The sequence below is a fragment of the uncultured Muriicola sp. genome (genome assembly GCF_947258935.1).
Classification (GTDB): domain Bacteria; phylum Bacteroidota; class Bacteroidia; order Flavobacteriales; family Flavobacteriaceae; genus Muriicola.
In genome coordinates this window covers 1-16,390 of the sequence record NZ_CAMYKH010000085.1, presented here as the reverse complement: position 1 = coordinate 16,390, position 16,390 = coordinate 1, and the positions used below count along the sequence as shown (strand labels likewise).

13 protein-coding genes and 1 pseudogene are annotated in these 16,390 nt (G+C 41.3%); 11 read left to right on the top strand and 3 right to left on the bottom strand.

Annotation, left to right across the window (positions count from 1 at the left end; all coding sequences use genetic code 11):
- The coding region (locus tag Q0X72_RS12075; RefSeq protein ID WP_297765775.1) for an alkaline phosphatase D family protein at positions 1-617 on the bottom strand (617 nt) is incomplete at its 3' end.
- Positions 618-695: 78 nt separating this feature from the next.
- On the opposite strand from Q0X72_RS12075, the gene Q0X72_RS12070 reads away from it, so the two are divergent.
- From Q0X72_RS12070 to Q0X72_RS12060, 3 genes are read left to right on the top strand one after another with little or no spacing between them, the layout of a single operon-like run.
- The gene (locus Q0X72_RS12070; RefSeq protein WP_297765773.1) at positions 696-1,712 is read left to right on the top strand and encodes a DHH family phosphoesterase; all 1,017 of its coding nucleotides are present in this window, start codon (positions 696-698) and stop codon (positions 1,710-1,712) included.
- On the top strand, positions 1,709-2,260 hold the full coding sequence (gene gldI, locus Q0X72_RS12065) for a gliding motility-associated peptidyl-prolyl isomerase GldI (protein WP_297765771.1): 552 nt from the start codon (positions 1,709-1,711) through the stop codon (positions 2,258-2,260). The genes Q0X72_RS12070 and gldI overlap by 4 nt, the downstream gene beginning before the upstream one ends.
- A gap of 13 nt (positions 2,261-2,273) precedes the next feature.
- Positions 2,274-3,383: a peptidylprolyl isomerase gene (locus Q0X72_RS12060; protein WP_297765768.1), complete on the top strand. Its 1,110-nt coding sequence runs from the start codon at positions 2,274-2,276 to the stop codon at positions 3,381-3,383.
- Positions 3,384-3,411: 28 nt separating this feature from the next.
- Here Q0X72_RS12060 and Q0X72_RS12055 read toward each other — a convergent pair whose 3' ends face one another.
- The gene (locus tag Q0X72_RS12055) at positions 3,412-4,869 is read right to left on the bottom strand and encodes an aminoacyl-histidine dipeptidase (protein ID WP_297765765.1); all 1,458 of its coding nucleotides are present in this window, start codon (positions 4,867-4,869) and stop codon (positions 3,412-3,414) included.
- 53 nt (positions 4,870-4,922) lie between these two features.
- Here Q0X72_RS12055 and Q0X72_RS12050 point away from each other — a divergent pair, with 53 nt between their 5' ends.
- The 3 genes and pseudogenes from Q0X72_RS12050 (at position 4,923) to Q0X72_RS12040 (ending at position 10,277) form a co-directional block, all read left to right on the top strand.
- Entirely contained in the window at positions 4,923-6,008 is a 1,086-nt protein-coding gene (locus Q0X72_RS12050; protein WP_297765762.1) for a DUF3810 domain-containing protein, read from the top strand.
- Between the two features lie 112 nt (positions 6,009-6,120).
- Positions 6,121-8,977, top strand: a pseudogene (locus Q0X72_RS12045) (amidohydrolase family protein).
- 10 nt (positions 8,978-8,987) lie between these two features.
- On the top strand, positions 8,988-10,277 hold the full coding sequence (locus tag Q0X72_RS12040; protein WP_297765759.1) for an amidohydrolase family protein: 1,290 nt from the start codon (positions 8,988-8,990) through the stop codon (positions 10,275-10,277).
- 69 nt (positions 10,278-10,346) lie between these two features.
- Here the strand turns inward: Q0X72_RS12040 and Q0X72_RS12035 are convergent, their stop codons facing one another.
- Positions 10,347-11,162: a DUF6503 family protein gene (locus Q0X72_RS12035; RefSeq protein WP_297765756.1), complete on the bottom strand. Its 816-nt coding sequence runs from the start codon at positions 11,160-11,162 to the stop codon at positions 10,347-10,349.
- 71 nt (positions 11,163-11,233) lie between these two features.
- Between Q0X72_RS12035 and Q0X72_RS12030 the strand changes: the two genes are divergently transcribed.
- The 5 genes from Q0X72_RS12030 to Q0X72_RS12010 form a co-directional block, all read left to right on the top strand.
- Complete coding sequence (locus Q0X72_RS12030; protein WP_297765753.1) at positions 11,234-12,037, top strand: RNA methyltransferase; 804 nt, start codon at positions 11,234-11,236, stop codon at positions 12,035-12,037.
- Positions 12,038-12,069: 32 nt separating this feature from the next.
- The gene (locus Q0X72_RS12025; RefSeq protein WP_297765750.1) at positions 12,070-13,302 is read left to right on the top strand and encodes a M48 family metallopeptidase; all 1,233 of its coding nucleotides are present in this window, start codon (positions 12,070-12,072) and stop codon (positions 13,300-13,302) included.
- Positions 13,303-13,343: 41 nt separating this feature from the next.
- Positions 13,344-15,551 (top strand): RelA/SpoT family protein, encoded by a 2,208-nt coding sequence (locus Q0X72_RS12020; protein WP_297765747.1) that lies wholly within the window; start codon positions 13,344-13,346, stop codon positions 15,549-15,551.
- Between the two features lie 100 nt (positions 15,552-15,651).
- Positions 15,652-16,104 carry a Fur family transcriptional regulator gene (locus tag Q0X72_RS12015; RefSeq protein WP_297765744.1) on the top strand — a complete coding sequence of 151 codons (453 nt, stop codon included), beginning with the start codon at positions 15,652-15,654 and terminating at the stop codon, positions 16,102-16,104.
- Positions 16,105-16,118: 14 nt separating this feature from the next.
- Positions 16,119-16,390 (top strand): adenylosuccinate synthetase (locus tag Q0X72_RS12010; RefSeq protein ID WP_297765741.1); only part of this gene is annotated, 272 nt, incomplete at its 3' end.

The following is a 16,390-nucleotide window of genomic DNA, read 5'->3' as shown; positions in this document are numbered from 1 at the left end:
AGTTCTGATTCCAGCCACTGCCACTGCACTTCTCCCAAGATGGCACCATTTCCGAATGTATTGGGAACATACCGATTGTTTCCTGAAGGATCGGGAGTCAAAGGACCTCGAAAGTATCTCGTATCAAGCAAGATGATTTTTACCAGACCTTCCGGTAGCTCGTAATCATACGATGTATAAATCCCTTTTTGCTTTCTTTTCGGACTGTTGTGGGGAATGTCCATAAAATCAAGAAACGCCTCTTGGCTTCCATCCTTGGCCAGCCATTCCTCACCTCCGTCATTAATACCATAATCGTGATCATCCCAGGTGCCGATTACAGGAACTTCCGTCCTCAGTTTGCGGTAACCCTCTATATTTTTTTGTGCCTCGTACATGGCTGAAATCACAGCAATATCGTCCGTATCTGCATAGATGTTGTCACCTCCCCAGATCCAAATATCAGGCCGTGATTGAATTATGTCATCCCATAATCGGTTTTTCAGAGTATGCTTATTACAGGAACCGAAAGCGATGGTAAACTCTGCAGCAGGTTCCGCAGCACGCTTAGTATTCTCTGCTGTTTTGCAGCTAGTGAAGAGCAATGTAAATACGATGAGAGCGGAGTATTTTGACATCTTTCCCTGCAGGTAAATTAATGCAAAATTAGGTTTTTAAAACATAGGTCTATATTATTAAATTGTATCTTTGCGCCCATGAATTCAGAGGAGATCCAACTCGTTAAGGAAATTCTGTCCACACCAAAAAAAATTGTAATCACCCCTCATAAAAACCCGGATGGTGATGCCATTGGAAGTGTCTTGGCTCTCTGGCATTATCTCAATATGCAAGGCCATTTGGCCCAGGTTATTGTGCCCAACGATTTTCCCAAGTTTCTCAAGTGGATGCCGGGCGTAGAAAACATCCTTATTTTTGAGAAAAAACACGAACATTCTCTCGGATTTATCGAAGAAGCTGATATAATTTTCACCCTGGATTTCAATGACCTAAGCCGAATTGGAGAAATGCAATCATCATTTGAAGCTGCTAAAGCAGACTTCATTATGATAGATCACCACCAGGCACCTAATTCATACGCCAGAATCAAGTATTCCGATATTAGCATGAGCTCCACCTGTGAAATGGTGTATAATTTTATTGAATATTTGGGTGATCGCGACAAGATCAGCTCCGAAATGGCAAATTGTTTGTATGCAGGCATTCTAACAGATACCGGCTCTTTTAAATATGCCTCAACTACCGGTAAAACGCATAGGGTAGTAGCTACTTTGATAGATAAAGGCGCGCACAGTACTGAGATCCATAAGAATATTTTTGACACCAATACGGCCAGCAGATTACATCTTTTGGGTTGTGCCCTGAAAAATATGGTGATCCTAACTGAACTCAGCACAGCATATATAACTTTGAGTCAGGAAGAGCTAGATACCCATCAATTTAAAAAAGGAGACACAGAAGGTTTTGTGAACTACGGACTTACGCTGGATGGCATCAGATTTGCAGTAATTTTTATCGAAAATAAGGAAGAAGGGATCATTAAGATCTCTTTTAGATCGGAAGGCAGCTTCTCAGTGAACGAATTTGCCCGAAAATATTTCGATGGCGGTGGGCATACGAATGCTGCCGGGGGTAAAAGCACTAAAAGTATGGAAGATACGGTACAGTATTTCAGATCCCTGCTGGAGGACCACAAAACCGAATTATTGGCATGAAAAAAATACCTGCACTTTTAATTTTAATGGGCCTTATGGCCTGTCAGGGTCCGGAGCCCCGCAAACCTGTAAAGGTTAATTCCGGTTCATTTATCAAGGAATCAGTTGATAGAAATAAGAAACTGTTGGCTTTCGAAGAGCAATTAATGCAGGAGATCATACAAAAAGATAGTCTTCATACCTATATATCTACATCCGATGGGAGTTGGTATTACTACGATCTCAAAAATGAGGTGGCAACTTATAAACCTCAGACAGATGACCTGGTGCGTTTTACGTATACACTTACTAAATTTAATAATGACACCATATACAGTGAACAGGAAATAGGCCTGCAATCATACAAAGTAGATAAGCAAGAGCTGTTTCCGGGATTGCGCAATAGTCTTAAACTTTTAAAAGAAAGTGAAAGGGCTACTTTTTTGTTCCCTTCCTCTCTGGGCTATGGTTATTTGGGGGACAAGAATAAAATTGACGTTAATGTTCCGCTAAAAGCTACTATAACGATCATCGCGATTGAACCAATAAAAAATAATAATTCAGAATAAATAGAAACAAAAAATGAAAAATACTTATCTACTATTTGCTACCATTTTCATCTTATTCACCGGCTGTAAATCGAGCCAATACACACATCTGGGTGATGGCATCTTTGCTGATATTAAAACGAACAAAGGCGATATTATCGTAAAGCTCGAACATGAAAAAACACCAGTTACAGTGGCAAATTTCATTTCCCTTGCAGAAGGAAACAGCCCCTTTGTAAATGACGAGTACAAAGAAAAAAAGTATTTTGACGGACTTACATTTCATCGGGTTATGAAGGATTTTATGATCCAGGGCGGAGACCCTACAGCTACAGGAACCGGAAATCCTGGGTATAGGTTTAAGGATGAGTTCGTTGATTCCCTTAGGCATGATAAAGCAGGAATACTTGCTATGGCCAATGGCGGACCTAAAACCAATGGGAGCCAGTTTTTTATTACCCTGAAGCCCACCCCATGGTTAGATGGTGTGCATACCGTATTTGGGGAAGTAATTGAAGGTATGGCAGTGGTAGATTCAATTGGTGTTACAAAGACTGCGGCGAAAGACAAGCCCGTGGTAGACGTGGTGATGAATTCTGTTGAGATCATCCGGAACGGGAAGGAAGCCAAGAATTTCGACGCTGTACAGATCATGAGCGACTACTTTGCTGCTGAAGAGGCAGAAATTGCCGCAATGATAAAAATGAAGGCAGATTTTGCTGCGGAAATGTTGGCTCAAAAAAATTCAATGGAAGCCTTGCCATCGGGACTTAAAATAATTATCCTAAATGAAGGAACCGGAGCCAAGCCAAAAGTTGGTCAGAAGGTATTAGTAAATTATGCAGGATATCTTGAAGACGGGTCCATGTTTGATAGCAACTATGAGGAAGTGGCCAAAAAATATAAGGTATATAATCAAGATCGTAAAGATGGTGGTGGTTATGAACCGTTTCCTATGGATTATAGTCCGGATGCCCGACTTATACCGGGTTTTAAAGAAGGGATGATGTCCATGAAAGTAGGTGACAAGATACGTGTATTTATACCGCCTCATTTAGGGTATGGACAACAAGGAAGTGGCCCTATTCCACCGAACGCAAATCTGGTCTTCGATCTGGAGATCGTAGATTTAGCAACAGAGTAAAAAAAAAAGCCCGCTGATGCGGGTTTTTTTATTTATTGGGTATTTGTGTTAGTATCACTTTGAGAAACTTCCAGAATTTCTGAACCGATGAGATCTGTACCCTTTCATCCGGGGAATGAGCTCCCTTAATGTTGGGACCAAAACTGATCATATCCATATCCGGATAATGACTTCCTAAAATTCCACACTCCAGACCGGCATGGCAGGCAACCACCTCCGGGGTATGCTTAAATAGTTCTTCATACTGAGACTTTAGAACGGTAAGGATCTCAGAATTTGGATTAGGGCTCCACCCCGGGTATTCACCGCTCAGAGTTACTTTGTAACCGGCTAATTGAAACACGTTTTTTATACTTTGTGCCAGATCAAATTTTCCGGATTCCACAGAAGAACGAGTAAGACATCCTATTTTTATCTTCCCATGACCAACCTCAACCCGGGCCAGATTATTGGAAGTTTCTACCAAACCATCGACAGCCGCACTCATAGCAAATACCCCGTTATGAACTCCATATAGGGCTGCTATAAGACTCTTTTGAAAGCTTTGTTTCATACAGCTTCCTTCCTGCTTTTTTTCAAGTAGCACAATCTTCAACTTTGGCTCAGTTGTGGACAATTCTTTTTGAATGTCCTGCGCCAAATGATGAATGGCCTTCACTACTGCTTCCTTAGGGGATAGAATAACGAACTGCGCTATACTTTCACGGGGAATAGCATTCCTAAGGCCACCTCCAGCTATATTTACGATCCCTATTTCTCCAGCCTTTGAAGCTTCGTATAACAGACGGTTCATGATCTTATTCGCATTACCAAGACCCCTGTGTATATCCATCCCACTATGCCCTCCATTAAGTCCATTTACAGTAAGTTGATACCCGGTGCTGCCCTTTGGCAGATCTATCTCCTCATACGTTCCTTCAGCAGTAATGTCTATGCCACCGGCACATCCTATGTCTATTTCATTATCTTCCTCTGTATCCAGATTCAATAAGATCTCCCCTTTCAACACTCCGGGTTTCAGTCCTTTAGCGCCAGTCATACCTGTTTCCTCATCGATCGTAAACAAGGCTTCAAGCGCCGGATGTGGTATAGAATCGCTCTCCAAAAGTGCCATAATAGCGGCTACACCCATGCCATTATCAGCTCCAAGGGTTGTACCCTTAGCTCTAACCCAATCCGCATCAACATACATTTGTATGCCATCTTCGTCAAAATTGAATTCGGTATCGTTATTCTTTTGATGCACCATGTCTAAATGAGATTGCAATACCACAGTTTTCTTAGACTCCATTCCTGGAGTAGCGGGTTTTCTGATGATCACATTTCCTACTTCATCCTGAAAGGTCTGGAGGTTCAATGATGCGCCAAATTCTTCCATAAAGGCTATGACTCGCTCTTCTTTCTTCGAAGGTCGTGGAACAGCATTGAGATTTGCAAAATGATTCCATACAGCCTGTGGCTCTAGTTGACGTACTTCCTGTGACATAAAAATAATTTAGAGATCAAAAATACGGAGACCAGCAGAACATACCCATAAATTTGGGTATTTTTATAGCCATGAACTACCGTTTAAAAAATGGCATCGCACTTTCATTGATCTTACAAATTATTGCCATAAAATGGATTAGTAATCAGCCCGAGTTTGTTGAGAAATATTACAGCAATGGACTTTATCCCTATATATCCGATGCCATGAGATGGCTATATGGCTGGATACCTTTTTCTCTGGGAGATGTTCTTTATACGCTTCTAATTATTATTACACTGCGCTATATATATCAGAATCGTCTGGTCATTAGCTTAAAGCCTTTGTCATTCATAAGAAACATTTTAGTTGTGCTCTCTATTGCCTATTTTTCATTCCATCTTCTTTGGGGACTTAATTATTACAGACAACCCATTTATAAGACTTTGGAACTAAATGCCAACTATACCTTACAAGAATTGGACGAATTTGCAAAAGTATTGGTTCAAAAGACCAATGCTGCACATAGTGTAATAACATCAATTGATACCGTTCAGGTAGATATTCCATATTCTCGCTCGGATATCTATAAAAAAACCGCGCAAGGATATAATCAACTTAGTTCTCTATTACCAAATTTCCAATATCAACACCCCAGTATCAAAGGGTCACTTTACAGTCTGTTTTTATCATATATGGGATATGGAGGGTATCTCAACCCTTTTACGCTAGAATCTCAGGTGAACCAGAAGATCCCTATGTTCCGCTTCCCGGTAGTTAGCTGCCATGAGATTGGGCACCAAATGGGATATGCGGCTGAGAATGAGGCTAATTTCATCGGATATTTGGCGGCATTGAATAACCAGGATCAATATATACGATATTCTGCCCTGTCTTATGCCCTTAGCTATTGTTTAGCAGAATTGAGAAATCAGGATGAAGCCCGTTTTCAGGAATTATACAACAGCGTTCATAGGGGCGTACAAAAAGATTATGAAGAATTGAACCAATTCTGGGTATCCTATGAGAACCCCATGGAGCCTTTTTTTAAAACATTTTATAATTTCTTTTTAAAAGCCAATAATCAATCCGAAGGAATTAAGAGCTACAGCCTGGTGGTTGCTTTATTCGTTGCATATCATCAGGAAAATCCCCTTTAGAATTGCACCTGGTTCTCTTGTAGAGCAATTAAATGTTAAAAAAAGACTAATGCCATTTCCTTTCTTTATAGTTCGTCTATTTTTAGGCCATTAACTTAAAAACATAAACTATATGAATTGGAGACTTCTTGTGCTAGCCGCTTTTTGGCTATGCACTACTCCTTTATTTTCTCAGGATTATTTTCCTGAGAACGATGGGGTCAAAGCAAAAAACAATAATTACACGGCTCTTATAAACGCCAAGATCTATGTGACCCCTACTCAGATCATTGAGAAAGGCACACTTCTTATCAAAGACGGGAAAGTAGCAGCAGTGGGTACCGCTGTAAACATACCTCAGAATACGGTGCAAGTAGATCTTAAAGGAAAAAACATCTATCCTTCTTTTATAGATGTTTACTCCACTTTTGGCGTAGAACAGCCCAAAAGACCTTCAAGAGGTCGTAGATCTCCTCAATATGACCCTACAAGAGAAGGTTTCTACTGGAACGATCATATCATGGCAGAGGCCAATGCGATCACCAAATTTAAATACGATGATAAAAGTGCCAAGGCCCTGCGAGAGGCGGGATTTGGCGTTGTAAATTCACATATTCAAGATGGGATTGCAAGAGGAACGGGAGTTCTAATTGCCTTAAAATCAGAAGGAAATGATGCCGAGCGGATCTTAGATGACAATTCTTCCCAATATTTTTCATTTGACAAAAGTGTAATAAAAAGTCAATCGTACCCTACTTCTCTTATGGGGTCTATGGCCTTACTGCGTCAAATGTATCATGATGCCTCATGGTATCAAAAAGGAAATATAGACACCAAGGACAGATCTCTTGAAGCCTTATTGGCCAATAGCGGCTTAGTACAGATCTTTGCGGCAGGCAATGCCGGAAATGTTCTACGGGCAGATAAGATAGGTGACACTTTCGGGATGCAATACGCCATCCTCGGCGGTGGGAACGAATTTGAGATCATCAACGAGATCAAAGCAACCAATGCAAAATTGATCATTCCAATCAATTTCCCGGATGCTATGGATGTTTCAGATCCCTATCAGGCAGATTATGTAACACTAAAGGATATGCGTTTCTGGAATCAGGCACCTTCAAATCCAAAGGTGTTAGCAGACAATGATATCTCTTTCAGTTTTACGCTGCACGAATTAAAAAGTCCGGCTACCTTAAAGGAAAAAGTAATGAAGGCCATTGAATATGGCTTATCTGAGTCCAAGGCCCTGGAAGCGTTAACCAGTAGACCTGCATCCTTATTAGGAAAGGCAAATTCTATTGGAAGTTTGCAAACAGGACGTTATGCTAATTTCCTTATTACTTCCGGGAATATCTTTGATAAGGAGACCACCTTATACGAGAATTGGGTGCAAGGAGAGAAGAATATTGTAAATGCCATGGATCAAAAGGATATCAGAGGCACTTACAACCTCTCTGTTGGAGGCAATATGTATGCTCTTGCAATTACTGGCGAGCCTTCCAAACCCAAGGCAGAAGTAAAACTAGATACAGTAAAACTAACATCCACATTTAAATACGATAGCGATTGGATCACCTTATCCTTTAATACAGCTGAAGCGGAAACCTATAGAATGACTGCTAAAGTTACTTCGGGAGAAGATAATTTAAAAGGAAGACTGTTGTTGCCCGATGGAGGGGATGGTTCATTTACGGCTTCAAGAACAGAAGGCCCATCAGATAAATCGAAAGACGAAAAGGATACAGCTGCGGAAGCGCCCAACGTTATGCCTGTTACCTTTCCGAACGTAGGCTACGGATACCCTCAAAAACAAGTAGCACAAGATATGCTCTTTAAGAATGCTACTGTCTGGACCGGTGAAGCTACCGGGGTGTTGGAAAATACCGATGTATTGGTCAAGAGTGGAAAGATCTCCAAAATTGGTAAAGATCTGAATGCGGGAAATGCCAAAGTGATCGATGCAACCGGGAAACACCTGACAGCCGGAATCATAGATGAACACAGCCATATTGCAGGTTTGGCCATCAATGAGGCCGGACAGAATTCATCTGCAGAAGTTAAAATGACCGATGTGGTAGATTCCGAAGATATAGACCTATATCGCAACTTAGCCGGTGGTGTAACTACTGTTCAATTGCTTCACGGATCTGCGAACCCAATTGGGGGCCGGTCAGCTATTCTCCGACTCAAATGGGGAGAGCCGGCTGAGAAACTGATCTTTGAGAACTCCCCTAAGTTTATAAAATTCGCCCTCGGTGAAAACGTAAAACAAAGCAACTGGGAAAGTTATAGCCGATTTCCTCAAACCAGAATGGGCGTAGAACAGGTCTTTGTAAACTACTTCCAAAGAGCTAAGGAATACGAGGCTCTGAAAAAAAGTGGAAAAGCATATAGATATGATGAAGAAATGGAAGTACTGGTTGAGATCCTCAATGGGGAACGTTATATCAGCTGTCATTCCTATGTTCAGAGTGAGATCAATATGCTGATGAAAGTAGCAGATAAATTTGATTTTAAGGTGAATACGTTTACCCATATTCTGGAAGGATACAAAGTATATGGCCAGTCAGGGTGTTACCGTAGCTATCAATAGTGATGATGGCGAAATGTCCAGGCGTTTAAACCAGGAAGCCGGCAAGACAGTTAAATACGGTGGTATGTCCGAAGAGGAAGCCTGGAAAATGGTGACCATTAATCCTGCTAAATTATTGCATATTGATGACCGTGTTGGAAGCATCAAAGAGGGTAAAGAGGCCGATCTTGTCTTGTGGAATGCACATCCGCTATCTGTGTATGCCAAAGCTGAAAAGACTATTATTCAGGGAACAACCTATTTTGATCTGGAACAGGACATGGATTTACGCGAATCCATAAAAAAAGAACGCGCCAAGTTGGTTAAGATGATGGTGGCAGAGAAAGATGGTGGCGGTAAAACGAAACGGCCAACACAAAGCAAAAAAGAACGATTTAATTGTGACAGTTTATAATCAGAAAGACATGAGAAAAATTAAATATATAGTCGTTGCCCTACTCATAGGGTTTATTCAAACAGGCCTTGGGCAACAAACCCCTGCCTCTGCACAGACAGAGACCATTTCAATTACCGGCGCTACAGCTCATATTGGAGATGGTACTAAGATAGACAATTGCACCCTGATCTTTACCAATGGTAAGATCACTGCCCTAGGTGCCGGAATTGCTCCTCAAGGAAAAGTGATCAATGCCAGTGGTAAGCATTTATATCCGGGATTTATTGCCCCGGGGAAATCGCTGGGATTAATTGAGGTTAATGCGGTAAGGGCCAGTAATGACCAGGATGAAATTGGCGCAATGATTCCTCATATACGCAGTCTTATTGCCTATAATGCTGAGTCTAAAGTAGTGGAAAGTATGCGTCCAAATGGTGTGTTACTCGGGCAGGTCACCCCTAAGGGAGGAAGGATCTCCGGAACTTCCTCTATTGTTCAATTCGATGCCTGGAACTGGGAAGATGCGGCTGTTAAAGTAGACGATGGTATTCACCTTAATTGGCCCAGCACATTCAGAAGAGGTCGCTGGTGGATGGGAGAACCACGTGGATATCAGCCTAACAAGGACTATAGTGAACAAGTAGAGGAAATACTTTCCTTTCTTAGGAATGCCAATGCCTACGGAAAAGGCAAAACTACAAGTGTAAACCCTGCATTTGAAGCCTCCCGGGGTATTTTTACTGGATCCCAAAGGCTGTTTGTATACGCTCAGGATGAGAAACAGATCATTGATGCTATCACTGCCTTGAAGGAAGCAGGGGTGCAGAACTTGGTTTTAGTAGGAGGATATCACGCCCACAGGATCACCGATTTCCTAAAGAAACACGATATTCCTGTCCTCGTAAATTATACACATACACTGCCAGATTTTGCAGATGATGACTATGACTTCACCTATAAACTTCCAAAATTGTTGGTAGACGGCGGATTGCTAGTTGGTTTGCAAAATGCAGATGCCTCTAATTTTCAGACTCGGAATCTACCTTTTTACGCCGGACAAGTAGTTGGCCAGGGACTTGAAAAAGAAAAGGCCTTGCAGCTTATTAGTGGAAATACTGCTAAGATCTTAGGGATCGACGATTTGTACGGTACCCTGGCTGTAGGAAAAAGTGCCACCCTCTTCGTTTCTGAAGGCGATGCGCTCGATATGCGTGGAAATCAACTTTCCAATGCATTTATTGACGGTCGTGAACTATCGTTAGAAACCCATCAGACTGAGCTCTGGAAAAGATATATGGGCAAGTATAGTCAGAATTAGAACAAGGAATTAGAAAGGCGAGGGTATTTGGATAATCTGAATATCCTCGCCATTTTTTTATACTTTTAATTAGTTACCTGGCTGCACCGGAAGTCTGACCTCCGCCCCTTCTGGTTTCATAAAAATGGCCTCTTTTACAGCATCTTTGCTGAGCTCAATATTTTCGAAAGTAACCGTATTTCTGAGCTCCCCTACCCTTCCTTCCTCAACAGTATACCAGCTTATCGATTTTGGTAATACCACACCCTCTATGTTGGTCCAGTTATCATACCGTATCCAGTGGATATCATCAGACTTTTCACCTGTTCTATAGGTTACCGTATAGCCCAACCATGCCATTTGGTGATTGCTTGGATCATAATGAATAAAATACTCATCTTCCGGGGAGGTTCCTACATCATTTTGATACCCAATACCAATGCCGGGGTATTCTTTTCCTTTATAGATCAGGGGTTCAGTTTCAAAATATCGAATCCCGTCATCTGCCAGAACAAAGGGCATGGCATAGAAATAAAACATCAAATTATGATAGAATACCGGGTCTCCTTTGTATTTGCCGTTAGGGTCTAACAGCCAAACATCAGAGCCGTCATAACCCAATTTAAAAGCATCGGTTTCTACAATATCCTTACGCGTGTACAGATCGATCGTATGAGACTCATCCCCCAATTTTTTTGGTATGTCATATGAAAGAATACGTTGTTGCTTCCATACTGCTAATCCACCATGAGTATCGAAGACCTGCTGTAGTTCGGCAGGATACAAGGCCTCCTCTATTTTCACTTCCTTTTCCGTTGGCTTTTGCGTGTTCTCTGCTTCTTTGGGAGCTTCTTTGCATCCTATAAAAGCTAAGGAGAGAAGTAATATTAAAGTTCTTGTGTTCATTTTCTATCTGTTTTTCCTATAAAGGTCGGATAATCTAATCAAAGTTTACAGATTGCACTATTTTTGCTCCTATGCAGGCAGTAAAACACATAGCGAGTCCTCAAAATGCATCGATCAAAAAGATGATGCAGCTAAAAGAAAAAAAGAAGGAGCGTGTCCAAACCGGTACCTTTGTTCTAGAGGGTCAGCGCGAATTGGAAATGGCCATAAATGGCAGTTACCAGATAGATTCTGTATTCTTTTACCCTGAATTTTTTTCGTTACAGGAGGTGGAATCTCTTATTGAAAATTCCGCCAAAGAACCCGAGTTGGTAGAGATCTCCAAAGAGGTTTATCAAAAACTAGCCTACCGGGAAAAAACGGAAGGGGTACTGGCCATAGCCAAGGCTAAGAGCCATGGGCTAAACAAGCTATCCTTACCAAAGAATCCTTTGATACTAGTGGCAGAGGCACCGGAAAAGCCCGGGAATATTGGAGCCTTACTGCGCACAGCTGATGCTGCAAATCTGGATGCAATAATAATTGCCAATCCAAAGAGTGATATTTACAATCCCAATATTATAAGGTCTAGCGTAGGCTGTGTTTTTACTGTCCCGATAGCTACCGGAAATACTTCCGAGATCATTGACTTCCTGGAAGGGCATAAAATCAGCATATTTGCAGCTGCATTATCAGCAAAGGCAGCTTATACCAAAGCAGATTTTACAGGGGCCACAGCCCTGGTGGTAGGAACCGAATCCACTGGTTTGTCTGATGAATGGCTTTCTAAAGCAGACGCACAAATTATTATTCCGATGGAAGGATCTATAGATTCTATGAACGTCTCTGTCTCTGCAGCAATCCTTATCTTTGAAGCGAAACGCCAGCGAAATTAGCTGCGAGATAACATTACAACCACAGCTAACATATGAGTAGTAATTCCCTATTCTATTTAATTTTTACAATTCTAATTGCAGAGTTTCTGATAGAAACCCTGATGGACTATTTGAACGCCAAAAAATTCAAGGAGCCTATCCCTTCTGAGCTCTCGGATGTTTATGATGCAGAAGCCTATACTAAGTCGCAGACCTACAAACAAACCAACTACAAATTTGGATTGATCACCTCTACATTTTCCCTTGTTCTAACTCTCTGTTTTCTAGGGTTTGGTGGGTTTGAATGGGTAGATAGACTAGTGCGTTCTTATACGGATCATCCTATCCCTATGGCACTCCTTTTTTTTGGGATCATAATGCTTGGGAGCGATATTATCACAACCCCTTTTTCTTATTACCAAACCTTTGTGATCGAAGAAAGATACGGCTTCAATAAGAGCACCCGGAAACTCTTTTTTCTTGATAAGCTTAAAGGTTGGGGTATGCTTGCAATTCTGGGAGGGGGCATCTTATCTGTGGTTATTTGGTTCTTCCAATTGGCTGGCACCTCCTTTTGGTTATACGCCTGGGGGCTCATCGCTGTTTTTACCATCTTTATGAATCTGTTCTACAGCAGGCTCATTGTGCCACTTTTTAATAAACAAACCCCCTTGGAAGAGGGTGGACTTAAAGAGAAGATACAAGGGTATGCGCATACGGTGGGATTTGAATTAAAAAATGTTTATGTCATAGACGGTTCCAAAAGATCTACCAAGTCTAATGCCTATTTTTCAGGCTTTGGGAAGGAAAAAAGGGTCACCCTTTATGATACCCTGATAAACGACCTGGAAGAAGAGGAGATCGTAGCGGTGTTGGCTCATGAGGTGGGCCATTACAAAAGGAAACATATTGTAGTAAACCTTTCAGCATCGATTGCTCTTACCGGGCTAACGCTATTTGTATTGTCCTTATTTATCAATAATCCCGCTGTATCCATGTCAATAGGCGTGAGCATTCCCAGCTTTCACGCGGCACTGATAGGCTTTGGAATTCTCTATAGTCCTATTTCACAACTCACAGGGCTCGCCATGAATTATATCTCCAGAAAGTTTGAATACCAGGCAGATAATTACGCAAAGAACACCTTTGAAGCTAGTCCACTCATTAGCTCTTTAAAGAAGCTTTCACGCAATAGCCTCAGCAACCTTACTCCCCACCCTGCCTATGTTTTTATGCACTATTCTCACCCTCCACTGATCAATAGAGTACGTAACCTCAAGGCATGATTTTTGTTGGTAACTCCAAAAGATTGTGGTAATTTTAAGTTATGAGGAGTGAAGCCGTCATTGATAAGGAGAACCGGGAAATAGCTAAACAGTACAAAGAACTACTTCGTATTAGCTATCAAACGCTGTCACCTGATGATAAAAAATTGATCAGGTCTGCTTTTGACGTTGCTGTAGATGCACATAAAAATCAACGCCGTAAATCTGGTGAAGCTTATGTTTTTCATCCTATCGCCGTTGCTAAGATCGTAGCATCAGAAATTGGATTAGATGCTGTTTCCATTGCTTCGGCACTGCTACATGATGTGGTTGAAGACACAGAATATACTCTCGATGATATTGAGCGACTCTTTGGCGAGACGGTAGCACGTATCGTAGACGGACTTACCAAGATCGCGCATCTTAATAAGGATACCAATATTTCTCAGCAGGCAGAGAACTTCCGTAAAATGCTGCTAACGCTTCATGATGATGTTCGTGTGATCATCATCAAGATCGCAGACAGGTACCATAACATGCTTACAATGGATTCCATGCCGGAAGACAAGCAAGTGAAACTGGCTTCTGAAACCCTTTATATCTATGCCCCTCTGGCCCATAGGATTGGCCTGTACAACATTAAAACTGAGTTAGAAAATCTCAGTCTAAAGTATACAGAACCAGAAGTATACTTTGATATTTCAAAGAAGATTGAGCATACAAAGGAAGAGCAACAAAAATACATCGATGATTTTACTGCAGTTATCAAGGGCTCCCTGGACAAGGAAAAATTAGAATATGAGATTAAGGGCAGGATGAAGTCTATCTTCTCCATCCGCCGAAAAATGAATATGCAGAATGTTGCCTTTGATGAGATCTATGACAAGTTTGCTATCCGAATTATATATCATTCTGATAGGGAAAATGAAAAATTCCTGGCTTGGAAGATCTATTCCATAGTAACAGACCATTTTACTCCTAACCCGATACGTTTGCGAGATTGGATCTCTTCTCCCAAGTCTACGGGATATGAGGCATTACATATTACAGTGATGGGGCCGCAGGGACGCTGGGTAGAAGTGCAGATCCGCAGCCAACGTATGCATGAGATCGCTGAAAAAGGATATGCTGCACATTTTAAATACAAGCACGGTGATCAAAAAGAACAAGGAATAGAAGAATGGCTTAACAGATTACATGAAGCTCTCGAAAGCTCTAATGGGAATGCCGTAGATTTTGTTGAGGAATTTAAACTCAACCTCTATTCTAAGGAAATCTTTGTTTTTACGCCTAAAGGAGAACTTATCTCGCTTCCTAAAGGTGCCACTCCCCTCGATTTTGCCTTTAGTATTCACACAGAAGTAGGAATGCGCACCAGAGGGGCAAAGGTAAATGGCAAATTAGTCCCTCTGAGTACAGTTTTAAAAAGTGGAGACCAGTTAGAGGTTATAACTTCAGACAATGCCAAACCCAATCAAAACTGGCTAGAGTATGCGACAACCGCACGTGCAAGGTCTAAGATCAGAGCTTCCCTGCGAGATGAAAAGAAATCCATCGCAGCAGATGGAAAAGAAACCCTGCGAAGAAAATTAAAGTCGCAAAAAGTTACGCTGAATGAGGATTCTATCAATAAAATGGTGGCTTATTTTAAGCTGCAAACCAGCCTGGATCTATTCTACAGGATAGGCATTGGGGCTATCGACAACCAAAAGATCAAGGATTTTGCATCCTCATATAACAATGCATTCATCAGTTTCTTCAAGAACAGAATGCGGAAAAAGCCCGTCCTTGAGGATATAGAGAAGGATGAGATCACCTCCAAATTTGATATGCTGGTCTTTGGGAAGGAAGAAGAGAAGTTGGAGTATAAACTTTCTCAATGCTGCAATCCTATCCCGGGGGATACTGTCTTTGGTTTTATCAGTGTTAATGATGGCATTAAAGTGCACAAAAAGAATTGTCCGAATGCTATATCCCTGCAGTCTAATTATGCATACAGGATCATCAGTGCCAAATGGATCGATTCTACTCAGGAAGAATTTACAGCAGAGATCAAACTCACTGGAATTGACAACTTGGGACTTATCAATAATATCACAGAGATCATCTCAGACAACATGCATGTGAACATGAAGAATCTCAACTTCGATACAGACAGCGGAACCTTTACTGGCAAGATCACCGTGGTTGTAAAAAATAAAGATATCTTAAAAAAATTGATTCAAAATTTAAAGGGAGTACCTGGAATAGACAAGGTAAGCAGAAGCTAATATCACTCCATATCCAAGCAGTAATTTCGCAGTTCAAAAGTCCATACATTTTATTTTTTTAGCTGTACATTTGTAGCACGTCGCAGCCTAAGCTACCATCATGGGAAACAAGGATCAAGAGATCGTTAAAAACGTATTTACTTCCTTTCTGGAGGATAATGGGCATAGAAAAACGCCCGAGCGATACGCTATTTTGCAGGAGATCTATGAGAGTGACAATCATTTTGATATAGAATCGCTCTACATTAAAATGAAGAACAAGAATTACAGGGTTAGCAGGGCCACTCTGTACAATACCATCGAATTGTTACTCGATTGTAAATTGGTGCGAAAACATCAATTTGGAAAGAATCAGGCGCAATACGAAAAATCCTATTTTGACAGGCAGCACGATCATGTGATCCTGACCGATACCGGAGAAGTGGTAGAATTTTGTGATCCACGCATTCAATCTATTAAAAAGACGATAGAAGAGGTTTTTGATATCAAAATAAGCAATCATTCGCTTTATTTTTACGGCACCAGAAATCAAAAAGAAAAAACAAACCAATAAACGAATACAGATACATGGCGGTAGATTTACTTCTAGGACTTCAATGGGGAGACGAGGGAAAAGGCAAGATAGTTGACGTACTAACAAAAAATTACGATATCATAGCGCGCTTTCAAGGTGGCCCCAACGCAGGGCATACCCTAGAATTTGACGGAATTAAACACGTTTTACACACCATCCCATCCGGGATCTTCCACGAGGAAGCTGTCAATGTAGTAGGCAATGGGGTTGTAATTGATCCGGTTATCTTTCGGAAAGAACTGGCCAATTTATCTCAGTTCGAAAT